Origin of the sequence: Aeromonas sp. sif2416, assembly GCF_019218665.1 — a bacterium.
Classification (GTDB): Bacteria; Pseudomonadota; Gammaproteobacteria; order Enterobacterales; family Aeromonadaceae; genus Aeromonas; species Aeromonas encheleia.
In genome coordinates this window covers 114659-139239 of sequence record NZ_JAHUXC010000011.1, presented here as the reverse complement: position 1 = coordinate 139239, position 24581 = coordinate 114659, and the positions used below count along the sequence as shown (strand labels likewise).

Genomic DNA, 24581 nt, shown 5'->3' with positions numbered 1-24581 from the left:
CGGTCAGTCCTTATAGTTGAAACTCGGAGCGTCTTTCTTTGAGCCCCAGTAAATGGAGCGATCGGCCATCTGGTTTTGATAGCGATAGAAGCGATCATTCGGATGGAGGCGGCGGTGGCTCTCGTCGGTGTTGCGCCGATTGAGCCCCTTCTGCCAATCCTCAAACTTGTTCGAGATGGTGAGCTGGATGGTATTGGTACGCCCCGCCTTGATGGGGGTCTGGGCTATCTTGCCGCTGAACTGCAGGCAGGCATTGAGGGGGGCGCCGTCAGGGCCGAGCACCACCAGGTAAAGCCAGGCCATCCGATCAACGATGCGCTCGCGCATGACCTCGGCCAGCAGCGAGTTATCCAGCCCGGTCAGGGAAACATTGAGCTTGGTCGGTGAGGTGGAGATCTGTTCTTTCTGGGGGCTGACCGCCCCCAATGACCCGACTCCGTAATAAACCTCACCCCCGATCACCAGCTCGCCGAGGCCGGAGTGCAGGCGGCTGATCCCGCTCACCAGATCCAACTTGAGGGCATAGATTGCCGTCACGTTGGGCAGGTTGAGCGCGGCAACCACATCAGGATCAAGGCCGGTGATCATGGGTAGAAGCTCTCCTTGAATTTGATGGTGCCCAGGTCGCGGCGCAGGCCGGAGGGGCGGCGCGACTTGCCGCCGCCATCGAGACGAAATACCCCCACGGGGCGCTCAACAATCAGCTTGGTGCCACTCGGGTGACTCATCCGCAACATGGGCGCAAACTCGATACGCGCCGCGCCGGACTGATCAGACCAAACATCCGCCGTGATCCGCTTGAGCTCATCCCCCACCTGCAGCCAATCGCCATCACGCAACACCAGGGTAGATGGCTTCCAGCCACGGCTGGTCATGGCGGTTCGCATGTTCAACGCCTCGCTCACGATGGGCGCCCCATGCACCGGCTGCCTCGGGTGCGCGAAATCCCACAGCCGGACCCGGTTGGTTTTGCCATCCAGCTTGGCGATGAAGGACTCCAGCCGGCGGGCGACCGCTGGCTCCATCTTGCCCATGGTCAGCTCCATCAACCACTTGCTGCCCGGCGTGGTAGCCGTCTGCTCTGACCCATCAAAGGGCGACTCGAATACACGCCCCATGGTTTCCAGGTCGAGCGAGTTTTCACGCACCCGGAACTCGGCGGGCCAGTCATAGGTGTTCATCTATACCCCCAAAAGACGGCGGCCTTGGCCGTAGTTGCTGATGTCTTCAATAAACATCTGATAACCCTGTTTGGCAGCAGCGGCGATCATCTGCTGCCGCTCCGTTTCGTTCATGTCGCCGCTAAAGTGCAGATACTGCTCAAACACGGCACCACCGCCGCCGGCGACACTGCCGCCACCACTCATCAGCTGGTCATACATCTGATCGATGCGCTGGGCCGATTTGTTGGTGTAGACGCGCTCGCCCTTGTCGAGTAGCCAAGTGCCCTCTGCTGGGATCTCTTCAATACCGGAGTGAGCCATGCCGGCGATGGCTGTGCCGGTGACCAGACCGATAGAGATCATGGTCTGCGCCTCTATCACCTTGCGAGCCGTAGCGGCGCCAATCATGCCACCCGTGAGGGCGGCAAATGCTTCGGCACCGGCGGCGGCCTGCTGGCCTGCGATGAAGATTGCAGGGATTGCCATCAGCTTCTGGGCAGCCAACAGCGCCTTCATCACACCACTCTGCTCTTTGCCAGACTCCGCCAGCATGTCGGTAGTCAGACCAATGGTCTGACTGGTGAAATTGAGCAGATCACGGGCGGCCTGCTGCTGGTAGGATTTCTGTTTCTCGACCCGCTGCCGCTCTTGCTCGGCCAACTGATCCTGCTTGCGCTGATCAACCTCCAGCTCTTTGGCCATCGCCTCTTCACGCTTGGCCATGTAATCGGCCTGCTCCTGGGTGAAGTGATCCGCCTCTTTCTGGCGGTACTCTTCACGCAGGGCGCCCAGGCTGTCATAGCCGCGGCGGCGCAATTCAGCTTCGCTAACCTGCATGCCGTCGATCTCGGCAAGCCGCTCCTCATGGGCGAGGCGCAGCTTTTCCAGCTCGCTGGCATACTGCATATCAAGGGTGGATAGCCGCTTTTCACCCTGATCCAGTAGCTTCTTGGTGTCGGCACTGGTGTCGCGGGAGCTGACCGGTTCGGGGCGCGGTGGTGCAGGGGCTTCCAGTCGCTTTTGATATGCGACGTAATCGCCTGCCACGCGCTCCATCTCGGCTTTGATCTCAGCCTCCCTTTCTCGCAAGGCGGCGATGTCGGCATCACGGTCGCCAGCATTCCCCAGAAGGGCGTCAAAGAAACCAACGTCTCCGTATTGCTTCCGCTTGCTGATAGCGGATATCTCCTCAGTGACCTCCTGAAGCTCCTCCCGCAGCCCACTGATCCTTTTGGTCAGGCCATCTCTTGTCCTTGGTGAGTCTGACCAGCTATCAAATAATGTCCCCCAATATCGGGTTGCTATGACCAATGTCTCGGTGAGCCAATCAATTTGATCTCGAGCACCGATCACTGCATGAGCAAACCCGGCGCTCAGACGCTTAGAGACATCTCCAAGCGCCTGATCCATTTCTTTCAGCTGACTGATGTCAATCTGAGTTAGCACCACATTCAAGGAACGATAGTGGCCTGTAAGGCGCTGCAGCTCGGCGCCATTGTTGCGCAGCAGGGGCTGCAACACGGAAACGTCATTGGCGATGGCCTCCAGGTAGAACACCTGTTCAGACGCAGAAACGTTGGTGGCATCCATCGCATTCTGAACGGCAATCAACGCATCTGGACCAGCCATCTGCTGTAACTTGGAAACGGTCAATCCAACCCTGGGGGCGATATTCTCCATCCAGTCTTTGAACTCACCGCCACCGGTGGCGGAGAAATCGCCGAGCTTGTCCTGCACATCCTTGAGCATGTCAGCCAGCTTGTCGCCGGTGACGTTGTACTGTTCGGTGGCGTAGGCGAGCTCTTGCATCTTCTCGACTGAGACGCCCGCCTTGAGCGCCATCTGCTCAAGCTCTCGCCCCGTTGAGGCCAGCGTGCTGACCGAGGCGGCCAGACCGACTGCGGTGCCCGTCAGGCCAAGCACAGCTCCTTGAACGATGTTAAATCCCTGAACGATGGCCACGGATTTATTGGACAGCAGATCAGCGGTGTCATTGAACGAACGGCCAAAATTGAAGGTGGCATCTTCGGCATTTTTCGCATCTGCCACATAGCTCTTGAGCACCCCCATAGCCTGCCGGACATCGGCATTCAGTTTGCTGGGATCGGCGCTCAGCAGAACCCGCAGATCAGCAATCTGGGTCGATGACATAGGTTCTCTCTATTCCGGGGATAGTGGCAGCCAGGCTGGCGATCTCCTCATCGCTCTGTTCAACCACCGCAGGGACAGGGCGGTTGTAGAAAAACTCTGAGGGGCTGACCCAGTGCTCGGACTTGAGGTGGACATTCAACAGGAGGGCGCAGATCTGGCCGGTTTCATATTGGCGGATCCGGTAATCGGTCGGATGTTCCGAGAAATCAGCCACCCAATCGAGATACTCAACAGCTGAAAACTCACTCAGCCAGCGCCGCCAGTCTGCTCGGCCAAACTGGCGGGCCAGGCTTAGAATGAATGCCTTTTCAGCTGCTATGCTTTTTTTGGGTCGGTGGGCTCGCGCTGCTCATCTGCATCCGCTGCCGGCGAGTCTTCGCTGGCTGGGGCTGTTGCCAACCCGCTCAATGCCTTGACGGCCATCGCCAAGCGCAAGGCATGGTCTGGGAGGTAGCTTTCCATCACCAGTGCCTTGACCTCATCGATAGGCTTGCCGGGGTGCAGGTACTGCAAGCCAAAGGCGGCCATGGTCACGTTCAGCTCATAAATCAGCTTTTGCACCTTGAGCGTGTGCTTGTGGATCGCCCTGGCGTCCCCCTCTGGCGGCGCCTCTGGCCATTCAACGTCAACCAGGCCCGACTGATATTCAAACAACTGCAGGGCGTTCAAGGCCCGCACAGTGACGTCAGCACTGATCCCGCCTGGCGTGATCAGTTTGACGATGCGGCTGTCGATCAGTGGTTCGATCATGCTGCAGGGTTCCAATCCGATTCAGCCGGCGACTGGCGGCCAGAGAGCGAGATTTTCACCGAGCGGGTGATCGTCTCTTTTGCCTGAATGGCTTTCCCGACCCCGCTGACAAAGCCATAGAATCCATCCCAGGCACCATTGGGGTACTTGATGAAGAACCAGCGCTTTTCCTTGCCGAGTAGATTGGTCAACTGCTTCTGGGCTGAGTCGGCCGGTTTCCAAGCCAGGGTAACGGAGAGCTGACCGGGATCAATCTGGCCGGGCGTCTTCTCTTTCCACTCAGGGTCATCCGTATCGAGATACGGATCATCGACCTCTTCGGCGATCATCTCTGGGGCGCCCAGCTCTTTGACATCCGCCAGGCGAATGACGGTCCCCTCGGTGGCAGGGTTCGGCTTGGCGGCACCCGACTCGGCCGCCATGAAAAATTGAGTGCCAGCCCCTTTGACTGGCTTGGTTGCATCAACAGCCATTATTCACTCCAGGTTGCGTTAAAGTTCAGGGTAAGAGACGCAAGACCGGTGCCTTGCTCATCAGCGCCATACTGCCAACCGGCGCTGGATAACCCCTCCAAGAGCAGACCGCCAAGCTCATTCCCTTTCAGCTTCACCTTGTCAGCCAGTGCATCGAGCTCAGCATCAGCCTGGTTGTGTTCGCTGACATAGATGGACACCGTCAGCGGGGCGGCCTCGCCTTCCTCATCGAGGGCGTAATCCCCATCGCCGCCCTCTGTGAAATAGCAGAAGGCCAGCGGCAGATCTTCGGGGTCCACAGAGCAAGGCCGAGAAGGGTAAACGGCCCGCAATTCGGGCAAGGCTGTCTGCACCAGAGCGGCCAGCGCCTCGCGAATGTCTGTTCTGATTGTCATTTGTCACCCAATAAAAAACCCGCCGAGGCGGGTTTAAGGTTGTTTGCTGCGCCGACGGCGCTCGGTGAGATTTCTCTCCCAGCGACCTATCATCATGCTCAACACCACGGTCATTCCAACCGTGGCCAAGAAACCAATGATGCCACCGACATAGATGCCGCCGGCAATCATGGCGATCATCAGGATGGCCAACGGCAGTTTAAGTAAGATCATGCCCCCTCCTCGTATGGAGTCGCGATCCTATCCTCATTTGAATGTCATTTGAAGCTGTCGCAAAAGCGCCTGCTCCATTTCACGGGGCATGTCACGGGCCATGCCCGCTTTTGATTCCCGCTCATAGTGTTCGGTAATGGGGGTCACCAGTGGGATCCGCATCACCTCCAGGGCATGCCGCCCCTTGCCTACCCGTCGCAGGATCTGCCAACTTTTGAGCTTGGTGCCCGCATAGCCGCCACCTCGGTTATATTCACCGAACCCGTGGGAGCCATCGGCAACAAAGCCGCCAGTCACCCGGTGGCGACCGACCTGCATATCCCCTATGCCGGTGAAAGATGTGTTTCGATAGCGAATGATGCGCTGCTGAGTGGCACCCACCTTGATCAAAGGGATAGGCCGGCGGCGCACCCGGATCGTCGCGGTTGGCTTCTGTTGCGATGCCTTGAAAATCTTCACCCTGGGCCGCAGCAGCTTGGCCGGCACCTTCACCCGTTCGTCCTTGGCCGTCAGCCTGATCGCCCGACTGGATGCCCTGGTCGCCACCCGGTTGACCGCCTGGGCGCTTGCCTTTGGCACCAGCTTGGATGGCAGCAGACTCAGGTTGTCCAGCGCCTTATCCAGATCCTGCTTGATGGACATAGCTTCCTCACACGATAGGAATAATCAACAGACCGGCGCGCATGAAGGGCGATATCCTGACGGAGCTGACCAGCGACATGCTCTCGATCTCAACCTTGTCCCCTTTGCGAAAACGTACCCCCGCAGGGGGCCGGCTCACGGCCAACTCACGCAAGCAAGTCGCCACTTCGGCAAAGGCATCAGGCTGCTCATCGTAGAGCACCGTCAAGGGGTGCCCTGCGATGATGGCGGAGATCGCCATGGCATCATCCACAGCAACGTTAAGACGGCCAGCAGCTCGCTGCCACCGGCCGCCGCTCACGCCGCTCACTGGACGATCAACGCCTCGGCATAGCCGCTGGCGCCACTGGTAACCAATTTGCCGAAATCATCGGCATCCTTGGTGGTATCTGCCACCAGTTTGGTGCCGTCCCACTTCACGGCAGCACCAGCCGCCAAGGCTGTGTCGCAGGGGAGCAGCCAGACGCCGCCGAGGGCGCCGGTAAACTCCTCCCCCACTTTTGCCAACTCAAGGGGAACAACGGTTAGGGCGCCGATCTTGATCGGCTTGCCAGAGATGACACCGCCCGCTGGGGCGATGAAGGGCATTTGACGGCCCTCACAAACAAAATTTTTAGCCATGGGATTACTCCTGTGTTGAGGCTGTCAGTAGATGGCCCGCGCCGGGTGGGCCATGGGATCACTTGCCGTTGGACTTAACCAGGCCACGGTAATCGAGCGCAGACACACCAGCATCGATGCGTACCTTGGTGGTAACACCGTCCACGGTGAAACCTTCCTGCTGTTCGAGCCAGGGGGTGTCCATACCGTCGAGATAGGCCACCTCGATGGTGTCGCCCCCCTTGGCCGCCAAGTACCACTCGTGCGAGCTGGCGTCGGACAGTCGCGGCTCGCCGATCACATCCACGAAGCCCTTGATCGGGTTGGCAATGCCGGAGTTGGCATCGGCACCCGGCACCGAGGTGCTGTTGATAAGCTGCAGCGCGGTATCTTCCAGCTCGATCGGCACCAAGGCATAGCCCGGACGGATGTTGAGGGCACGGCCCGGCTTGTCATCAGCGCCGACTGCTTTCTGGCTGCGCATCAGGGTCTTGCCAGCGGAGAGGGCCTTGATGCCCATCGCCGCATCCGCACCGGCCAGCAAGTTCTTGTGATCGCCATGGAACAGCGCCTTGCCATCCGGCATCTTGACGTTGCCGGTCAGTACCGCATAAACCAGGTCACCGATAGTGCCCCGAGCAGCCGCGCCGAACAGGGACGGGACGCGGGTCAGCATGTCGAGGTCATCGTTGATGATGGCCTGACGGGTGATGGCAAACAGCTCGCCGTAGGTGGCCAGCTGGATGGTGGCACCGGTATCCCCCAGAGTGACGTGCTTGTACTCGGCCCCTTCACGCACCCGGCGCAGGCTGGGGATATCGCTCAGGCCGATACGGCTCGATACCTTGAAGTCAGTCAGAGTGCCTTTGCGGGTCCACTTGTCGAAGGTCTCTTCTGCACTCTCCCAACCTTGCAGCACCGACTTGTTGGCAACATCCAGCAGGATCTTGCCGAAGTCAGAGCTGGTATGGGTGAAGGCCATGCCAACGTAGCCCAGTGGAGACTGGCCGCCAGTCGAAATACCGCGACCATCCAAGGAGGCACGGGCCAGCTCGCGCAGGCTGTAGCCGCCATAGCGGTTATCGCCTTCGGCCTTGGCGTGACCGCAGCGGGCCAACAGGGAGGCGCGTACCGAGTCGCCAATCAGGTTGCCGTTGCCCAGGTGGATATGAGCTGCGGGACCGGTCGGGCCTTGCTCGCTCACCGGCTGACCCAGCTTCGCCTTGATCTGCTCCCGCGCCATCGCGGGGGTGGTGTCCATATCGGCCAGGCATTCAGCCATCAATTCGGGGTAGCGGCCGCCGGTGAGAGCGAACAGATCCTGAATCTCGTTGCGGCGGCCCTGCTCGGCAGCCTTGAAGGCGGCCAGCGCATCAGCCTGATTCGGAGTGGTTGGCGCTGGAGCAACGACTGGCGGGGTAACCGAGGAGTTGCCGCCGGTGGCCTTGGCGCCGAACAGGGTTCGGGCCGAAGAGGGCATAGCGTTGAAGTCGTTCATTTTGTTCTCATTTACGTGAGCGGCGGCCGATATTGGCTCTTCCAGGACATCGACAAAACCGAGCTCTTTGGCTTGGGTGCCATCGAGCCAGGTCTCCGCCGACAGTAGCGCGGCCAACTCCTCGCGGGGCTTGCCGGTTTTCTTCTCATAGGCGTTGAGCAACAGCGCCTCATTGCGATCCAACCAGTCAGCCATATCGCGTAGGTCATCCGCATTGCCGACCCCACCAGACCATGGCTTGTGGATCATCACCCAGGCATTGGCGGGCATATGCACGGTGGCATTAGGCAGGCACAGAATGACCGAGGCCATGCTGGCCGCCAGGCCATCGTTCCAGATATCGATCTGGCAGGTCAGACGGGCAAGGGTGTTGTAGATGGCGAAGCCGTCCATCACATCGCCACCGGGGCTGTGGATGTGGATGTTGAGCTGCTTGGCCTCAAACACCCCTGCTGCCCGGCAATCAGAAATGAACTGCTGGGCAGATATTCCCCAGTAGCCGATCACGTCGTAGATGTAGATCTCGACCGTGGGCACTGTCCCCACCAAGGCGTTGATGGTGTACCAACTCTTGGCGTTGGGGGTGTCATGTTCGGGTCCGGACTGGCCGTTGGCGGCTGCCCGCGCTGGCATCAGCGCGCTCTGAATCGCGGCTGACAGGGGGGTCACTTTCACTGGGTTGTGCTCCTGGGTCATTGGCTGGGTTGGTATCGGTCATCACGCCGTTCTGCTCGGCCCACTCCAACTCGGCCACGCGTTGGTCGCGCACCTCGTCAGGGTTGCGGTTGCGAGCCCGGATCCATTCTGTCTCCGTGCCGGCACCGCCCCGGATGATTGCCTTCCAGCCGTTGGCCTCCCGCTCTGGATCGATCCAGGGCATAACGGGGGCGAGGTAGATGGCGTCGTACAGGGTTTTCGGGTCAAGCTCGGGAGGCAGGATCAATGGGTCTTTGCTGCGCAGGGTTTCGGCCAGTAGCCAATCCCGGAACACTGGGCGAGACCAGGCAGCCACGAACTCATCTTGCAGCACGGCGAACCCTTCCCATCCCTCGACAAGCTCCTGACGTTGAGCGGAGTAGGTGCCGTCATAGTCGCGGGCCACGCTCGAATATTGGCTGCGAGTGCCAGCGCAGGACGAACGAAGCTGACCGGATCGCCAGATGTTGAGGGCTGTGTTCGGGCGGTTGGACTGGATCACCCCCACATCTTCACCGGGGCGCAGATCGTCAAACGTCATGCCTGGAGTGATGTCGATCATCCGCTGGGCCTGGGGGCCATCACGCTGATCCGGCTCGGTGTAACCTTCCGGGGTTTCCTTCTTGATGAAGAATGCGAGCGAGGCGCTGATACGTGCCGCCACGCGCTCGGCCTCTTCCACCGATTTGAGATCGGCCAGGCGGGTGATTACGCCGTGTAGCAGCGAGATACCGCGCAACTGGTGTATGCGCTTGCGCAAGGCCAGGTGATACATCTCGCTGGCAGCGACCTCCTTGGTGCGATAGCGATAACCCTGCATCTCGCCGGGGTGATCGAACATCACAAAGTAGGATTTCGGGCGACGCCAGCCATCGAGCTTGATGCCTTGCCGGATCCCGTCCGCCACCTGATTGAGGTCGAACGGGACGAAATCGGGTTCCAATACCTCTATCGAGTAGGGGGTATCGCTGTGGTGGCTGTAGCCCGCCACGGTGCCGATCAAGCGGCGGCCAAACACCTCGCCATCACGCAACCAGGTACGACAGACCAGCCGCTCCATCGCCGGGCGGGTGAAGGTGCCGGTAGTTTCCGGTTTAAGTGACCAGGCACCCCAGCGGCGTCGAATATCTTTGGCAAGCTCAACCATCAGCACACCATCCACCGAGCGCGGTTGCGGTTCGATCTGGATGCCCTTGCCGCCCACGATCCGCTCTTCCAGCTTGTCGAGCAGGCCGATCACGATGTCGTGGTTTTCGTCTAGCGCCCTCGCCTGTTCACGCAGGCTGATAGCCGAATTCTGCACCGCCAGGTTGGCACCTCGACGCTCCCGCTTGGCGTTGTGGGTGCGGCTCGGCATCGCAGCCTCATAGGCTTTCATGCGCAGACGGTCACGCATCCGGTTGGCCGCCCATCCGGGCGACACAAACCCGAGCAGCTTATCCAATGCGATCATGTAAACCTCGACACTGAGTAGGGTTGACGGCGCGGAGCAACGGCGTTCTGGCGGCGGCGCTCCCACTCCTGGCGGCCTGCGCGGATCTCATTGAGGTTTTCCGAGGTGACGGTGCGCCCCTGAAACGTGACCTGCTTGCCGGCCAGCACATCGCGCTCGGCCTGCATGTACAGCGCGATCATGCTGTCGATATCTTCCAGCTTCACAGCCAGCCTCCTGATGATGTGCCCAGCCAGCTGCTACCCGCCGCCGTAGTAGCTGCAGGTTTTGACTTGATGGGCGCAGATGGGTTGATAGTGGTCGGGCGGTGCTTGGCGACCAGGCGCCAGCCACGGTGCTGCACCCCGAGGCGGATAGCCGCCAGGGAATAAACCGCGCAGTCGGTCGGCTCGTTACGGGCACCGGACGGTGCGACCCAGCGGTACACCCGGCGGCCCTTGATGAACTCCACCCGCTTGAGCTCGCAAGTGAGACCTTTGAAGTAAAAATCATCGGCCCACTCGGCCACCGGGTGGTGTCGATAACCAGGTAACGGGCCGGACAGTGACGCAGGCACATCACCCAGTCGGCCATAGAGCACGTCCTTAGCAGAGTCGGTACCCACTTCGGATAGGTAGACCCCTTTGCGGTTGCGCTTTCGAGGGAAGGTGATGATGGGCTTGCCCATCACCGGCGCGCCCCTGATAGGGATATATCTGTGCGGGTTGCGGCGGCAGAACTGATACACCTCATCGGTGTAGTGGCCGCCCGAGTCGATCAGCACCAGGCCGATATCCAGCACCTCACCGGTGGCTTTTACGAACTGGCGGGAGAACTGCTCGTGCAGCCGCTCCCAGATCTCGGAGCGGTGCAGGTCGCCATAGAGGCGCTGATAGTCCAGCACCCATGACTCCTCTCCCTCTCCCCAGCCGGTGATCTCGAATTCGAAACGGTCATCCTGGGTATCGGCGCCGATGGTGATGTAGAGCACACCCTCTGGCACTGGTGATGGCCATACCTCGCGGCGGGCACCGATAGCTTCCCACTCCAGTTTCGTGCCGGTCTCTTCTTCCCAGGTCTCGCCGAGAGTGGTGTTGACGAAGGTCTTGAGCTTGCCCTGATCGTCCTTCGCCTTGAGGAAGTCGGAGGCGATCCGAACCCAAGTTGTGAACGGGCTGTAAGCTGTCCAAATATGGAAGGTGACCGACTCGGGTGGAGGGATCGGCTGGTCTTTGCTGTCGAACCAGTCGATTGCGTCTCGCGTCCAGATGCCAGTTCGCTCGCAGACCCAGCGCTCAACCTCCTCATAATTCATCTCATGTTGACGGATCACGCAGCCGCTCACCTCGCAGAGGTAGAAGGCGCTGTGATGATCTGAACCATCCCACTTGATACCGAACTCGGCATCCGGGCCACCCCACTTGAGGTACTGTTCACCCCCGCAGTGCGGGCATGTGACGTGATAGCGCATGAAGTGCGGCGACTCACTGGCCGCCCGTTCAATCTGGCACTGGCCGGCAATCTTGGGGGTAGACCCCCGGATCGACTTGGGATGGGTAGAACCTTCCATTCGCTTGTCACCGAGGAAGGTGGGCGAGCCCTCTTTCTCGATATCATCGTCAAAGGCCGCCAGCTCGTCATAAATGCCGAAGTCTGGCGAGGCTTCACGGTAGTTCTTGGCGGCTTTTCCCCCGCGCAGCTCCAGGCCGCGCCCGTTGGCGAAGCGCTTGAGATCCAGGGTGTTGTCTTTGTGCTTCTTGCCAAACCAGGGCGCGAGCGCTCTGATTTTCGGCACGTCCCGGATCATGGGTTCGACGTGCTTTTTGACGAACAGCTCGGCATCGCCATCGGTAGGCTGCCAGATCAGTCCGTTGCGCTTTTTGTGCTCCAGAAGGTAGGCCGCCACCCCGAGCAACATCTTGGTGTAACCGACCCGAGCGGACTTGACGAAGTTGACTTCGCGGATATCGTCGTTGGCCATCGCGTTGATGATGGCCACCTGAAACGGCAGCGACTTCCAGCGCCCCTCCTGATAGGAGGACTCCACTGGCAGGTAGTAGTTTTCATCCATCCACTCGGTGGCTGTCTGTACCGGTGGTCTCAGCAGAGCCGACAATCCAAGACTGACAGCTGCCGCTAGGCTACTTACTTGCGCTGTCGATATATTCATCTAGCAACTCCGGCAGCAGATCACCCATGGCGGCCGCCTCGTTGCTGGCTGTGACCAGCTCGCGCTGGAAACCTTCGATATGCTTGGTCTGCAATTCTGGATAGCGGCGCCGCATGGTGAGCGGGATAGTGTCTAGCAAGCTGGAAATCTTGGCGGCGATGCGGGTCAAAGCGAAGGTGGCAAACTCGGTTGGTACCTGATGGCGGTCGGCGATCTTGTTCTCACGCTCTGCCTTGTCGGCCTGCTCCTTGGTGAGACGCCACCGCTGGTAATCCAATTGATCCGCATCCATGTCTTGGGGATCCGTTGGTTGGTGTTTCTGGATCGCGTTCTCGATCCGGTTATCCACAACCGAGCGCACATCAAAATAGACGTTGCGACCAATCTTCTTTATCGGCTTAACTCCCCATTTATCAAAGGCTTGAACTGATATTCCAAGGCTGGCTGCCATGTCGGATTTCTTTAGCCAACCAGGTGCTGCATGTTCCTTGTCTGATGACTCCGACATTTAAACAACAACCTCACTTCTTGGGGTTTCGTATGTAGTGAAAACCCGCGCCTCGCCGACCCGTCGAGGACGGGGGGCTGGGGGGAGTACCTTTGACCTGGGGGGTGGGGTATTGCGGTAGTTGGGTTAACGGGGTTGAGTCAATGAGAGATAGGCTCTTTCACAGGCCAATCCTGACGCTCGAGCTCGGTCATACGCTGCTGCCAGCTCACCCGCTCTCTCGTCAGCCCGGCTGAGCAGGTCGGCGAGCACCACGGCAGGTTGTCCGGTTGCCTGGCCTCCCTGGGGAGCGCCGGTACCGCTGGCGCACTGACTTGCTCGGGCAGCCAAACGACGGGCTTGCTCGAGCAACCGGCCAGACTCAATACCAGCAGCAGCGGCATCAGCCTGTGCTTGGGCGATTTCTTCTTGTGCATGGTTTCTCACCTCATCGATTTCAGCCTGCCGGCGCTGCTCCTCCTCTCGGGCCTCCTGTTCGGCCTTGATCCTGGCAGTGGCGAGGCGGGTAGCCTCTTCATTCCACTTCACCTGCCAGGTCTTGCGCTCCCCCTCCTCCCCAGCAGCATGACCAGAGCGATAGAGCGCCACCCCGCCACCAGCCAAGGCAGCTATCACCAAGGCGCCGGCCAGGAACGGCAGCGCCTTGCTCTGCGGAGTTGTCCTCATCACTCCCCCTTGCACTTAGCATTGAGGCGCAGTCGGTCTTTCCAGAGCCCAGGACATACCCGATTCCCCGGTGCTGAGCAGTCTTGATTGCCGGCACGTTTGAACAGCAGGATCGCCTCGCAAGCACCTGAGTAGTCGCCAGTGTTCAGGCGCTTGACGATGGTGGAACGGCAGAAGGCGCCGGGGCCGATATTGTGGGAGAGCTCGACATAGGCGTCGAACTCATACTGGTGGAGTGGCATCTGGATGCAGGCCTTGAGGGCATCCTCAAAAACCCGCGCTTCCCGAAGGCTCCTGTTCACTGCGGCGACTGGGGTGATAGTGTCACCCATCTTGACCCCTTCGGTACTCCCAAATCCGATAGTGGGCAGCTTGGTCCCGTGTACCGGGTCGGGGTAAGCCACCGGCCCCCACCCCTCCCGATTCAGAATCCCCACAAAGCCAGCGGCACTGAGCGTGAGCGCCGCTATGGCAATTCGCATTTTTGTCATGCCTACCCCACCTGCTTGGCGCGTGGCTTGATGATGTTCGACCAGATAAACCAGCCGATCTGAACCGAAAGCCACACAAGCGTCGCGATCAGCACCCAGTCATTCAAAGAGACACCAGCCCACGACATACTCACCACCGCTACAGGAGGGGCAGATTTCGCAGTTTCACCGACCACAGTGGTAGCGATCTGCTCATGTCCTTGATTCATGAATCCACCCCAGAAACGAAAAAACCCCGGCAGAGCCGAGGTTTGGAATCAGAAAAGAAAAAGACTGCATCCTTTCGGGTGCAGTCTTCCATCATTAGGACGCAATTTACACAAATTCGCGAGGATCTGTCAAACTCACACAGCCTAGCTATCCAGGTTAGGAACTCTTCATGAATTGACTACGTCATACACCACTTGGATCTGGTAAATCTCTGTTTTTCATACTTGCAACATATGACTTGTAATTCGCATTCGCCATTGCAATCACTGCATCAGCTTCCTTAGCAGTCAGCCTTCTCCCGCCCTTCTTCGCAATCTCGATAGCAAGTGAGCCAATAATTAGGGTCTGAACACCAGCTGTCGCACTGCCGAAACAAGATAGCGCCACTGCAGCCCATGGGCTTCCTGTTCCCCAAGATACGGCCTTTGCCAACTCGATGAAAGCCGCTCTTCCACAGGCATTTAGAGCTCCAGCAACACCTAGTGATGCCACTATGTTTTCCCAAGACACATCTTCAGAAAGCACAGAGGATACATGGCCTATCATAAACCCATTATTCGCAACAATGGCTATAGACATTGCGGGTATGGGAACAGCCCCTTTCGCTATGGCAGCCACTGTGTACCCCCAAACGATGTCCCAGGCGCGATTCAAGTCTTTCTCATCGATCTGTTTCATACAGGTCACTCCTTGTCGACCAGCAAGTAGACAACTTTCGTAATTCGATTATTAACTCAACAGGAATCTCACTTCTAACCATCTAGTTTCAGCTCATATTTACGAATCGACAAGGATGGCAAGGTTCAAATATATAAGGTGTTTTCAAGGTTACACTGGAGCAAAGCCATCAAATCCCGTCAGCGCTTGGGCTCCCTTCAGCCGCGGTGTGAAACGGACATCTGCATCCCGGTCAACCACTCAACGTCCTGCTGCACCAGGTAGGTTCGCGCCAGTTCAGGGTCCTTGCATCCCAGCCAGGTGTCGTAGTCATCCGGCGACACGATGACCAGGCTCCGCTTCTCGTCTCCTGGCTTGTGCATTCGCCGCAGTAGCGGGTGCGTGTCGGCATTGATGGTGAGCTGGGAGAAGCTGAAGGTGTAGCCCTGCTCCTCCTGCCATGCCCGCCAGATGCCGGCCACCGCGAAGGGCATGCCGTCGGCCATGCTGATCCGCCAGCGCTCAGCCTTGCCGCTCTCGTAGCAGGGCTCGAAGAAACCGGACATGGGCACCAGGCAAAGATGCCCTTGCTGCCAGGCGTGGCGGTACGTCGGCTTTTCACCCACCGTCTCGGCCCTGGCGTTCATCGTGGTGTAGTGCTTGTTGCCAGGCTGCACCTTTCTCTTCGGCACCATCCCATAGCTGGCGATCAGCGCCTGCCGCCGTCCGTCTCGCTGGATCAGGATCGGGGCCTGGTAGTCCTGCCACACCTCCTCCTTCCAGTCGTACCCGGGGTCATCAACCCCGAAGTATTCCATCAGCACCGCCTTGGTGGTCGGGATGTAGTTGATGCACATGCACAGCCCCTCCGTCGTATGAGAGCTCAAACTCACCGGGCCAGTCTCTGCCAAGCATAATTCGCCGCGGCACAGCCCGCACTGCCAAGACCCGATTGCCGACCAGTGATCTTTCCGGATCCCTCGGATAAAATAACTGTATGTTCATACAGTGATGATTGCCATGATCCCCCACGCTACCGATGCACCTATCATAGAGCTCCCTCTGTTCCTCACCCCTGCCGCCTGTGGGTTTCCCTCCCCGGCTCAGGACTATGTGGAACAGACCATCGACCTCAACCAACACTGTGTCCCCCACCCGGCGGCCACCTTCTATGTGCGGGCCAGCGGACACAGCATGATCGGAGAAGGCATCAACGACGGCGATATGCTGATCATCGACCGCGCCATCACGGCTCGCCACGGCGACATCGTGCTCGCCTGCCTGGATGGCGAGTTCACCGTGAAGATCTTGCAGTCCGACCCACCGGCGCTACTACCGGCCAACCCGAACTTCTCACCCATCATTCTGCAAGAAGGGCAGGAACTGGATATCTTCGGCGTCGTCACCTTCGTTCTGCACAAAACCAGGCGAGGGTAGCCATGCCAACCGCCATTGCCCTGGTCGACGTGAACAACTTCTACGCATCTTGCGAGCGGCTGTTTCGACCCGACCTCAAGGGGGTGCCGATCGTCGTGCTCTCCAACAACGATGGCTGTGTCGTGGCCAGATCGGCAGAGGCCAAGCTGTTGGGGGTCAAGATGGGGGTGCCCTACTTCCAGATCCGCGAGCGCTATGAAGAGCAGGGCGGTATCTGGTTCAGCTCCAACTACGCCCTCTATGGCGACATGTCGAACCGTGTGATGACGACCCTGGAGAGCATGGCGCCAACCGTCGAGGTCTACAGCATTGATGAAGCGTTCGTCGAGCTCAGCGAAAGCTGGGCCGGCGACCTGCTGGCCTATGGCCGCCAGATCCGCGAACGGGTGCAGCAGTGGACCGGCCTCACCGTCGGAGTCGGCATTGCGCCGACCAAGACCCTGGCCAAGCTGGCGAACTATGCCGCAAAGAAGTGGCCTGCCACCGGCGGCGTAGTGGATCTGCGAGATGAGGGGCGCCGCGCCAAGCTGATGGCCATCACCCCGGTTGAGGAAGTCTGGGGGATAGGGCGCAAACTGACCGCCAAGCTCAACAAACAGGGCATCAACACGGTAGCTGACCTGGTGGCGGCCGACCCCAAGAGCCTACGCCGACAGTATGGGGTCGTCGTCGAGCGCACCGTGCAGGAACTGCGGGGAATCCCCTGTTCCGAGCTAGAGGCGATGGCTCAGGCCAAGCAGCAGATCATCTGCAGCCGGAGCTTTGGTGAGCGCATCACCGCGTTTGGCCCCATGCGGGAGGCGCTGGCCGGCTACATGGAGCGGGCCGCGGAAAAGCTCAGAGCAGAAGGCATGTGCTGCCGGCACGTCACCCTCTTTATAAGGAGTAGCCCCTTCTCGGAGCGAGAGACTTATTACGGCAACCAGATATCAACCCGGTTGCAGACATCCACCTCAGATACCCGTGACCTGCTGGCCCTGGTTGAACCGCTGCTGCGGCGGATCTGGCGATATGATGTCCGGTATATGAAGGGGGGCGTGATGCTGACTGACTTCACCCCGACCAGCATGCACCAGGGAGACCTGTTCGCTGACCGGCAGCAAGATCCCCGCAGCGAGGCATTGATGAAGGTGATTGACCAGATCAATCAGGGAAGGCTGGGAAAGGTCTACTTCGCGGCTCGTGGCCGGGACACTACGGAGTGGATGATGAAACGTGAGCAGCTCAGCCCCCGCTACACCACCAGCATCAGCGAGCTCCCCGCGGTGAAGGCATGAGTTTGACCAGCTTGGTCAACTGTTGCTGGAGAGAGGCCGACTTAGAGAGCTGCGGCAACCTCTTGGGCCTTGGTGGAGCTTCTGGATGGAGGCAGAGCACCTTGATGACAATCCGTTTGTGGGCTTTCCCCTTCTCTTTCCGCCCTAAACGGACTTCCGAAACCAACTCCACACTATGCAGCGTGCGCAAATAGTACATTAGCTGGCCCGCCTCACCACTGGGCATCTCAAGCACTTCGGCGACGTCGTTCAGATCAAAGAAATCGCCGTGCAGTAACCCCCAGCCCGCCATCTTCAGAGCAGGCGCTCTAAATTTGCTATCCATGGATTGTGGCCTAATATTTTCCTTAGAACCGTGTCGATCCTTAGTTACTAAAATTGAGACATTTACCTCTTGAAAGAATCGATAGCATTGAGTAATTCATGCACAGAAACATAACATGAAGAATCATAAGGCCTACATGTATCTTTTGCATGGAAGCCTAATGCGTGCTCATTCATTTTTTCAGCACGTTTTCTAGCAAGCGGTATTCCATGCTTAATTCTACTAAAAAGATCTGCGCATCCCTTCTCATACTTTTGAACTCCAATTTTATTCAAGCATTCCTTAAGCGGTGAGTTTGCTAACAAATCATCACAGCAAGAATAAGGGCTTGTAGTGTTGACAAAATGAAGCAATATCCAAAGCTCAAAGCAAATATTAGAGAATGCTATATTGATATTATTTCTTTCTGCCATCCCCCATGCTTTGTGATGTAGCCTAGATGGATATTTTGCAACAGACTCTCTGTCATAAACGACCCAAAAAACGTCATCCGGCCCAGATGACTTACTATTTTTCTTTGCAATAGCCTCTTCAACAAGCTGAACAGGCGTATTCTTTCTTGTTGGTGGAATTTCAAACACATCTGCAATGTCAGGTTTAAACTCCTCAATATAATCCCTTATATAGAAAGGTTCTGTTTTCAACCCTTCACAATAAATATACATTTTACGTTTCGGAGTTAGTATCTTTTTACTCATCATCGCCACCAAATAAACTGATGAAATGGGCCTCGGAAACCTCCGCTTTTTCATTTGGTCTTAGAACATTTTTAATTTTATTGTAACTTAACTGAGGAACCCCACCAAACCGCCCATCACTATACCACGTACCAAATGGCGTGTTATTTTTCACAAGCGACTTATCAAAATCGTCCAATGAATAAAGTACTGAATTACCACTGTTTTTCTCAACAAATGAAATTTGATCACGTCGTAACTTATCAGAAGACATCAATTGAATGTTGTGAGTTGAAAATATCAACTGAGAACCATAAACATTTATGGTGCTGTCATTAAATAACTTAACAATTAGATCCGCTAGATGAGGATGTAGATTGTTATCAAGCTCATCGATAACAATAACCCTTTGCCTTTTAAATGCAGGTAAAACTAATGGAAGCAGGGCAAACAACTTCTGTGTTCCATCCGACTCATCAGAATCAGAGAATATTTCAAATCCGCCATCTTCATTACCGTGAGAAAAATTATATTGAACCCTACCTTCAGCTAATAAAATCTCTTTAAGCTCGGAAGGAAAATCATCCGGCAAAGGCATTGCAGGTTCAAAATCAATTTCACTGGCAGATATATCGTCGATACCAGTATCGATCAATTTCATCACGTCTGCGACTGACTTAATAATTTCATCTCTTTTTTTACTACGAGCAAGCGACAGACGTTCAAAAGTCCCCATATGAATGAGCGTTTTATAGAAGAAATTAAACACATCTCTAATTAACTCTGGTGTTGATGCATTGTCCCCAGCCTTAGATATATATGTGTTATTTTTAAAAAACGCAATTTTCTTAGTCCCACCTTTATAATGACCACCAAATTTAATCGTCTCCCAAGTATCATCATTTTCTCTTGTGAAGATATTAGCCTTTATCTTAGATGGGTAAAAATCTAATGATTCAGAAATAACAGCATATGCATCAAAGGAAACCTTATAGTGATATTTAATTCCTTTAAGTAAAAATTCAACTTCGAACCTAGTAGGTGATTTTTTTGTTTGGTTAGATAACCTGTAGGAGTCGTAGCAAGGAATTCTATCCCCATCTTTTAAACTTCCTGATGATGCAACTAAATATTTCAGTGCTTGGAATGCTAACAACACATTCGATTTGCCTGAAGCGTTTGCACCATACACTCCCATCGCCCGCAAGGCCCCATGCCCGCCTTCAACAGGGAAGAAAACATGAGATGGCATGTGATTCTTAGGGTTGTTGACCCCGAGATTGAGCTTTACCTCGCCTTTGATAGAGCGAAAGTTCTCAATAAGAAGTGACAAAATCATACGTGAATCTCTTTCTAGGCCATTTTTTTCATTTTAAATGAAAAAAGTGGCCTGACTACAGAAAAGTTGAGATTTTAAATTAAGCCGCCGTCACTCGGTTATAGAACGCCTCCACCTCACTCTCCTGCTGATGGCACCAGGCCAGTACCGCCAGATAGAGCGGATACCAGCCCCGCTCCCATTGGCCACGGGTCAGTCCACCAGCCAGCGGCTCAATGGCACGTCTGATCTGGGTGCCCGGTATGGGGCGCAGCCCGGTACCGCCACAGCGTGGGCAGACCTTATCGATCGCCTTGCCGTGCAGGCGGCTCAGTTCCAGGTCGCGGATCACTCCCCTCCCCCTGCAGAACTGCGGGTGACAGGCCGCCCCCGGGGTGTCCACCGTGCGGCAGTAGTGTTCCAGGGCCAACTCGGCCACCCGGCGCAAGGCCATGCCGTGATCACGTTCCTTGTTGGCCCCCACATAGCGGGGGGCAATCTTGGTGCACTCGGCCTGCACCGCCAGCAGGGCCTTCTTGGCATCCCCCAGGTCTTTGCAGTAACGCGCCATCACCAATGCCATGCCGGCACCATTGTGCTTCTGAACCATTCCCAATGCCGTCATCACATCACTCTTTGTCAGATGAGAACGCCCCGTTGACTGGGCCTGATAGGCCTGCAGCATCACAGAACGCGGATCCCCTACGGTAATTGCATATTCAAAGCGCACTCATCACCTCCACCGTTACCGACACCATTCCCCCTTTCACTACCGGCCCGCGCTCCACCAGCAACCGGTCGATCTGGCTATCGTCCAGCCACACCCCGGCGTGGGTCAGGGCGTCTTGCACCGCCTTCACTGTGTTATCCAGATCCCGGGCTCGCCGGTCAGGGGCTTGCACCACCAGCCGCAGGGCCAGCCGATCGGGAATCTGCTTGCCGGCTAACTTGGCAGCCAGGCAGGCATCGGCCGCGGCCTTGCGATAAACCCTCCCCTCCTGGCTCAGCAACGTTCTGGGCTTGCCGCTCACGGCTACATTGCGCCAGATCCGGTTGGTTGAAGGGGGCCATGGCAGGGTCACTGTCCATGAATCAGCTTTTGGCATTGAACACTCCCAGGGAGCATGCCAGCTCCAATGTGTTGATAACGTGCTCCAACTGCGAACCGTGCTGGGCCTCCCAGGCCTTCCACCCGATCCGGTGCAACTCCATGTGTGGCTGGTGGGCGAGCGGGAACACCATCAGATCGTGCGCCTTGCTACCCATCACACTCATCCCATGACCCACGACATGGTGCGCCTCGATGCCCTCGCGCTGGCCCGTCACCACACAGGGCAACTGCCGGACAAAGGCCAGGTAGGCTGCACACTCCCAGCGCTGGCGCTTGGGCTTGCCCATGTGGAGGGCTGCGGGTTCTGGGTCGATCTGACGAATAGCCGGTTTGGAATTGATGCGGGCCCGCAGATCGGCAAGCGGATCACGCTCTGCCACCTCAAGGCGATGTTCACGATAGCGGGCATCGGTCTCCCGGTTACCGCGGGGCGACCACTTCCGATCCGGTTCGATGGGTGCCAGGCGACAGGCAGAGCGCAGCAGCGGATCCGGTAATGAAGGCAGCACCTTGTAGACGGTCGCCCACCAGCACAGATCCCGGGCAGTCAGGTCAGCAGCGGCCACCCCACACCAGCCAGCAACCCGCTGCAGCACAAGCTGCGCCAGCCACCAGGCCACATCAGCGAGGCGGATCGGTAACTGCCCATTGCGGTGCTCGTTGTCGTGATGCCAGCACAAAGGCAGATGCACCCCCTCCACTTCTGCGGTGACGGTTTCCCCGATGCAGCCATCGGCTATCACGCAAGCCGTGGCATTGGCGGTCAGCAGCTCCCCACCGGCGGCATTGACCACTGCGGCGCAGGCCAGGGCCGACACCAGCTCAGGGAACTGGGCCAGCAGGTCAGCCCCCTGATCGCGCACCAGGCGCACCGGCTTGCCAGCCAGTTGACGCCTCACCGCCGGCAGGCTGTCGCCCAGCGGTACCAGGGCCAGCCCCAGCGCTTCGACAAACACGGCGTTACCTGCGCTCACGCTTGCTCCCTGATCGCATTCAACTGTTGGCGAAACCACTCACGATGCTCTTCATCCACCTCATCGATGGCGGCCACCACAACTTCACGCCCGATCTCGTTGCGGCGCCGGCGCCACACCAGCAGGTGCGCCTGCTTGATCAACTCGATGCGCTGCCGTTCAGCTGATGGCAACAGGGCCAGGTTGTGACTCATGCCGCCACCCCGCGCAGGATGCCGTCACGGATCAGTCGCTCCACCAACCACTGCTGGCCCTTGCCGGTGATCAGGGGGGTGAAGCTGATACGCCGCTCGCCGTTGCTGTCAAACGAGCTCTCCCGGGTCGCGAACAGCCCGCGGTCCACATACTCCTGCATCGGCAGGTTCCAGCGCTCCCCGCGGCAACTCATCAAGATCTTGCGATCCCTCAGCAGGGTGAACAGGGTATTGGGGCCAAGGCCCACCGTCTTGGCGAACGCCGACAAGGTGATCCCCTTCTCCACACTGGCGATCTGCTTGGCGAACTCCACCGCCGGGGCATCCATCGCCACCTTCTGTTCCAGCGCCATCTTCTGCTCGGCCAGCTCGGCAGCAAGGCGCAGTGCCTCCGGCAGCGACTGGGGGATCACCAGAGCGTTCTGGTTGCCCTGTTGCTCCAGCTCCTGCCAGCGGCGAATAATCCGGATCCGCAACTGGGCGCTGTAACCGGCCACCAGGCAAAGACTCTCGTCCTTGTCCAGCAACAGGCACGGTTGGGCACGGCCCAGGCTGTCCTGGTACTCGGCTGGCTTTTCAGCCGATTGAATCTCCACCAGCATCCGGCGAATATCGGCCAGCACGTTCTTGTGCTCCTTGCCGGTCAGCTCGGCGATTTCCACGCTGGTCATCGTCAAAGGGGTCACGCCCCTCATCATCAACTCCATCTCTCTACCCCCATCGAAACATTGGCGGCCAGGTACAACGCCAGACCGACGAGCAACAACAGCATCAACGCCGGCATCACGAGATCGCGCATGGGATCATCTCCAGCGTGGCGGGCCGCTGTTGCTGGCCGCGCAGGGCGTTTACCGCCTTCATCACCTCAGCCAGTTCGGCACCCTGTACCAGGTAGTGCCCGGCCCGGTGGGCCTTCGAGGTGAACCCCAGTTGCCGCGGGCAATCCGACACCTCAAGGCGTACTTGCACCGGCAACCAGTCCTTCACCTCCGGGTACACCGCCACCCGCACATACCGGGCGCGGCGAATGTCCCGCTCACAGGCATCACTGAACGTCACCGCCATCACGCCATCCTCCCGGTTATCGTCACACCCTCGCGGCGCAGCTGGGCCAGCAGTGGCTGCAGCTCGGCCTGAACCGTCTCATCGGTCACCTCGCGATCACGCACATAGACACGGGCCTCCGCCTGCATCTCGCAGGCTCGCAAAGAGACCTGGCGGCTAACAGGGGCAAACTTCGGTACCGGATTGCGCTGCAGGATGGTGGCCTTGACCTCGGCCGGACGCGGGGCGAACTGGCGGCCAGCGTCATCGGCCAGTTCCAACACCGCCTCGCGGATCTGCTGGGCGGTGAACCCGCGCAGTTGAACACCCCAGGCCATGGCCACGCCGCGGGCATTGGCATCCAACTGACTGGCACTGGCGGGCCAGCACCCAGCCATCAGCGGCAACAGCTCGTCGGCCAGGAACATCGACATACCGGTGCTCACCTGCAGACTGGCCTGATTCACGGGCAGACTGGTCACGTTAGAGGGGAGTGTTGTCGTCATAATCGACCCCAGCGGCTCGCAGGGCCTGGGCCTGCTGTTGGGCTTGCGCCAGATTGGACAGAGGGCGCTGGTGGCCGGCAGACGGGTTGCCGCGCTTGGCCTGCAACCGATCCCACTGCTGACGCAGCTTCTGCGGGGCCAGGATGTTGGTGCACCAGAACGCATCCCGGCTCACCCAGTCATACAGCTCGCAAATATCGCGATGGCTGCGCTGGTCCAGCTCACGCATCAGCCGGATCACGTTGGACCACTGCGCCCAGTTCGGCTCAAGAGCGGTCGGGGTGATCAGCTGCACTCGACGAAACATCCACTTCGCAGTCATCAGGTCATCGCTGGTCCCCCACGCCTTGCCGTTCGGAGTCTGGATGGCTGCCTCGGGAATGACCCGGGTCTTGGACTTGGGTTCGGGATCGGCAACCTCCTGAGCAGCGGGATCTTCCCCAACCTGGTCGAAAGTCGCGTCAGCGAGTTGCGACAAAGAGTCTTTAAGATCTTTGTTTGTTTTGTTGTTTATCTTGTTTAGATCTTCGGCGTGATACTCCGCGCCTAACTCCGCTCCATCAGATTGCGATACATCCTCAATCCCCTGCCCTGATGCGGGTTGCAACTCCGCGCCCAACTCCGCGCCAATGTGTTCTGAAACTCCGCGCTGGTAAGGGTCGTAGTTGAGCAAGGTGACCAGGGTGTAACCCCGGGTACCCTGCTTGCTGGTGCGGCTGATCATCCCCTCCTGCTCGAAGGCCTCCAGGGATCGGCGAGCACTGTCCTCAGAGATGCCGCAGGCCTCCCCCAGGGAGCGAGCCGAGCCCACAATCTGCCCACGCAGCAGCAGCAGACGATTGCCGTTGAAGGTCACCTCACAGCGTTCATGCGCGGCCTCCAGCAGCAGGTGCAGCCACAGCGCCTTGCGCACTGGGTCACGGTAGAACGGCGCCTCCTTCAGGCTCTTGTAAAGCAGCACAAACCCGCTGCGGCGGTTGTCGGCCACGTTGCATCCTCGTGA

General features: G+C 58.1%; 34 protein-coding genes. 2 read left to right on the top strand and 32 right to left on the bottom strand.

Features of this window, described 5'->3' with window-relative positions; all coding sequences use genetic code 11:
• Positions 1 to 3: 3 nt before the first annotated feature.
• The 21 genes from KW821_RS17760 to KW821_RS17660 form a co-directional block, all read right to left on the bottom strand.
• Positions 4 to 588, bottom strand: coding sequence for a hypothetical protein (locus KW821_RS17760; protein WP_218292374.1), 585 nt, complete (start codon positions 586 to 588; stop codon positions 4 to 6).
• Positions 585 to 1181 (bottom strand): hypothetical protein, encoded by a 597-nt coding sequence (locus tag KW821_RS17755; RefSeq protein WP_218292373.1) that lies wholly within the window; start codon positions 1179 to 1181, stop codon positions 585 to 587. Before KW821_RS17755 ends, KW821_RS17760 begins: the two co-directional genes overlap by 4 nt.
• The gene (locus KW821_RS17750) at positions 1182 to 3314 is read right to left on the bottom strand and encodes a hypothetical protein (protein ID WP_218292372.1); all 2133 of its coding nucleotides are present in this window, start codon (positions 3312 to 3314) and stop codon (positions 1182 to 1184) included.
• On the bottom strand, positions 3292 to 3603 hold the full coding sequence (locus tag KW821_RS17745; protein WP_256353557.1) for a phage tail assembly protein T: 312 nt from the start codon (positions 3601 to 3603) through the stop codon (positions 3292 to 3294). The genes KW821_RS17750 and KW821_RS17745 overlap by 23 nt, the downstream gene beginning before the upstream one ends.
• A 26-nt stretch (positions 3604 to 3629) precedes the next feature.
• The gene (locus KW821_RS17740; protein WP_218292371.1) at positions 3630 to 4064 is read right to left on the bottom strand and encodes a hypothetical protein; all 435 of its coding nucleotides are present in this window, start codon (positions 4062 to 4064) and stop codon (positions 3630 to 3632) included.
• Complete coding sequence (locus tag KW821_RS17735; RefSeq protein ID WP_218292370.1) at positions 4061 to 4537, bottom strand: phage tail tube protein; 477 nt, start codon at positions 4535 to 4537, stop codon at positions 4061 to 4063. The genes KW821_RS17740 and KW821_RS17735 overlap by 4 nt, the downstream gene beginning before the upstream one ends.
• Positions 4537 to 4932 (bottom strand): phage tail terminator protein, encoded by a 396-nt coding sequence (gpU, locus tag KW821_RS17730; RefSeq protein WP_033132447.1) that lies wholly within the window; start codon positions 4930 to 4932, stop codon positions 4537 to 4539. Before gpU ends, KW821_RS17735 begins: the two co-directional genes overlap by 1 nt.
• A 33-nt stretch (positions 4933 to 4965) precedes the next feature.
• Positions 4966 to 5145 carry a hypothetical protein gene (locus KW821_RS17725; protein WP_033132446.1) on the bottom strand — a complete coding sequence of 60 codons (180 nt, stop codon included), beginning with the start codon at positions 5143 to 5145 and terminating at the stop codon, positions 4966 to 4968.
• 33 nt (positions 5146 to 5178) lie between these two features.
• Positions 5179 to 5787 (bottom strand): phage tail protein, encoded by a 609-nt coding sequence (locus KW821_RS17720; RefSeq protein ID WP_033132445.1) that lies wholly within the window; start codon positions 5785 to 5787, stop codon positions 5179 to 5181.
• A 7-nt stretch (positions 5788 to 5794) separates the two neighbouring features.
• Complete coding sequence (locus KW821_RS17715; RefSeq protein ID WP_033132444.1) at positions 5795 to 6028, bottom strand: hypothetical protein; 234 nt, start codon at positions 6026 to 6028, stop codon at positions 5795 to 5797.
• Between the two features lie 65 nt (positions 6029 to 6093).
• Positions 6094 to 6408, bottom strand: a complete 315-nt coding sequence (locus KW821_RS17710; protein WP_033132443.1) for a DUF2190 family protein — start codon at positions 6406 to 6408, stop codon at positions 6094 to 6096.
• Between the two features lie 58 nt (positions 6409 to 6466).
• The gene (locus KW821_RS17705) at positions 6467 to 8518 is read right to left on the bottom strand and encodes a ClpP-like prohead protease/major capsid protein fusion protein (protein ID WP_052101238.1); all 2052 of its coding nucleotides are present in this window, start codon (positions 8516 to 8518) and stop codon (positions 6467 to 6469) included.
• A complete protein-coding gene (locus tag KW821_RS17700) occupies positions 8472 to 10034 on the bottom strand; it encodes a phage portal protein (RefSeq protein ID WP_256353548.1) in 1563 nt (520 codons plus the stop codon). The genes KW821_RS17705 and KW821_RS17700 overlap by 47 nt, the downstream gene beginning before the upstream one ends.
• Complete coding sequence (locus tag KW821_RS17695) at positions 10031 to 10240, bottom strand: hypothetical protein (protein WP_081966261.1); 210 nt, start codon at positions 10238 to 10240, stop codon at positions 10031 to 10033. Before KW821_RS17695 ends, KW821_RS17700 begins: the two co-directional genes overlap by 4 nt.
• A complete protein-coding gene (locus KW821_RS17690; RefSeq protein ID WP_256353547.1) occupies positions 10237 to 12084 on the bottom strand; it encodes a phage terminase large subunit family protein in 1848 nt (615 codons plus the stop codon). The genes KW821_RS17695 and KW821_RS17690 overlap by 4 nt, the downstream gene beginning before the upstream one ends.
• 70 nt (positions 12085 to 12154) lie before the next feature.
• On the bottom strand, positions 12155 to 12634 hold the full coding sequence (locus KW821_RS17685; protein WP_033132440.1) for a terminase small subunit: 480 nt from the start codon (positions 12632 to 12634) through the stop codon (positions 12155 to 12157).
• 183 nt (positions 12635 to 12817) lie between these two features.
• Positions 12818 to 13357, bottom strand: coding sequence for a DUF2514 family protein (locus KW821_RS17680; RefSeq protein ID WP_218292368.1), 540 nt, complete (start codon positions 13355 to 13357; stop codon positions 12818 to 12820).
• Positions 13357 to 13848 (bottom strand): lysozyme, encoded by a 492-nt coding sequence (locus KW821_RS17675; protein ID WP_218292367.1) that lies wholly within the window; start codon positions 13846 to 13848, stop codon positions 13357 to 13359. The genes KW821_RS17680 and KW821_RS17675 overlap by 1 nt, the downstream gene beginning before the upstream one ends.
• A gap of 2 nt (positions 13849 to 13850) precedes the next feature.
• Positions 13851 to 14057, bottom strand: coding sequence for a hypothetical protein (locus KW821_RS17670; RefSeq protein WP_033132437.1), 207 nt, complete (start codon positions 14055 to 14057; stop codon positions 13851 to 13853).
• A 184-nt stretch (positions 14058 to 14241) separates the two neighbouring features.
• Positions 14242 to 14736: a hypothetical protein gene (locus KW821_RS17665; protein ID WP_218292366.1), complete on the bottom strand. Its 495-nt coding sequence runs from the start codon at positions 14734 to 14736 to the stop codon at positions 14242 to 14244.
• Between the two features lie 197 nt (positions 14737 to 14933).
• Complete coding sequence (locus tag KW821_RS17660; protein ID WP_218292365.1) at positions 14934 to 15602, bottom strand: SOS response-associated peptidase; 669 nt, start codon at positions 15600 to 15602, stop codon at positions 14934 to 14936.
• 133 nt (positions 15603 to 15735) lie between these two features.
• Between KW821_RS17660 and umuD the strand changes: the two genes are divergently transcribed.
• Positions 15736 to 16152, top strand: coding sequence for a translesion error-prone DNA polymerase V autoproteolytic subunit (umuD, locus tag KW821_RS17655; RefSeq protein WP_113069720.1), 417 nt, complete (start codon positions 15736 to 15738; stop codon positions 16150 to 16152).
• A gap of 2 nt (positions 16153 to 16154) precedes the next feature.
• Positions 16155 to 17429 (top strand): translesion error-prone DNA polymerase V subunit UmuC, encoded by a 1275-nt coding sequence (umuC, locus tag KW821_RS17650; RefSeq protein WP_218292363.1) that lies wholly within the window; start codon positions 16155 to 16157, stop codon positions 17427 to 17429.
• Here the strand turns inward: umuC and KW821_RS17645 are convergent.
• The 11 genes from KW821_RS17645 to KW821_RS17595 all read right to left on the bottom strand — a co-directional run bounded on the left by KW821_RS17645 (position 17401) and on the right by KW821_RS17595 (position 24566).
• A complete protein-coding gene (locus KW821_RS17645) occupies positions 17401 to 17754 on the bottom strand; it encodes a hypothetical protein (RefSeq protein WP_218292362.1) in 354 nt (117 codons plus the stop codon). The two genes, umuC and KW821_RS17645, sit on opposite strands and share 29 nt — an antisense overlap.
• Positions 17755 to 17816: 62 nt before the next feature.
• Positions 17817 to 18452: an RloB family protein gene (locus KW821_RS17640; RefSeq protein WP_218292361.1), complete on the bottom strand. Its 636-nt coding sequence runs from the start codon at positions 18450 to 18452 to the stop codon at positions 17817 to 17819.
• Positions 18445 to 19770, bottom strand: coding sequence for an ATP/GTP-binding protein (locus KW821_RS17635; RefSeq protein ID WP_218292360.1), 1326 nt, complete (start codon positions 19768 to 19770; stop codon positions 18445 to 18447). The genes KW821_RS17640 and KW821_RS17635 overlap by 8 nt, the downstream gene beginning before the upstream one ends.
• Before the next feature lie 79 nt (positions 19771 to 19849).
• Positions 19850 to 20374 carry an antitermination protein gene (locus KW821_RS17630; RefSeq protein WP_256353544.1) on the bottom strand — a complete coding sequence of 175 codons (525 nt, stop codon included), beginning with the start codon at positions 20372 to 20374 and terminating at the stop codon, positions 19850 to 19852.
• Positions 20375 to 20468: 94 nt separating this feature from the next.
• Positions 20469 to 20855, bottom strand: coding sequence for a RusA family crossover junction endodeoxyribonuclease (locus KW821_RS17625; protein ID WP_041211155.1), 387 nt, complete (start codon positions 20853 to 20855; stop codon positions 20469 to 20471).
• Positions 20842 to 21834 (bottom strand): DUF968 domain-containing protein, encoded by a 993-nt coding sequence (locus KW821_RS17620; protein WP_371317616.1) that lies wholly within the window; start codon positions 21832 to 21834, stop codon positions 20842 to 20844. Before KW821_RS17620 ends, KW821_RS17625 begins: the two co-directional genes overlap by 14 nt.
• The gene (locus KW821_RS17615) at positions 21831 to 22028 is read right to left on the bottom strand and encodes a DUF3283 family protein (RefSeq protein ID WP_218292359.1); all 198 of its coding nucleotides are present in this window, start codon (positions 22026 to 22028) and stop codon (positions 21831 to 21833) included. The genes KW821_RS17620 and KW821_RS17615 overlap by 4 nt, the downstream gene beginning before the upstream one ends.
• Positions 22025 to 22723, bottom strand: a complete 699-nt coding sequence (locus tag KW821_RS17610) for a phage regulatory protein/antirepressor Ant (protein WP_256353543.1) — start codon at positions 22721 to 22723, stop codon at positions 22025 to 22027. The genes KW821_RS17615 and KW821_RS17610 overlap by 4 nt, the downstream gene beginning before the upstream one ends.
• Before the next feature lie 88 nt (positions 22724 to 22811).
• On the bottom strand, positions 22812 to 23093 hold the full coding sequence (locus tag KW821_RS17605) for a hypothetical protein (protein WP_215269394.1): 282 nt from the start codon (positions 23091 to 23093) through the stop codon (positions 22812 to 22814).
• A complete protein-coding gene (locus tag KW821_RS17600) occupies positions 23093 to 23578 on the bottom strand; it encodes a hypothetical protein (protein WP_218292357.1) in 486 nt (161 codons plus the stop codon). The genes KW821_RS17605 and KW821_RS17600 overlap by 1 nt, the downstream gene beginning before the upstream one ends.
• Positions 23556 to 24566 (bottom strand): hypothetical protein, encoded by a 1011-nt coding sequence (locus KW821_RS17595; protein ID WP_218292356.1) that lies wholly within the window; start codon positions 24564 to 24566, stop codon positions 23556 to 23558. The genes KW821_RS17600 and KW821_RS17595 overlap by 23 nt, the downstream gene beginning before the upstream one ends.
• Between the last annotated feature and the right edge of the window lie 15 nt (positions 24567 to 24581).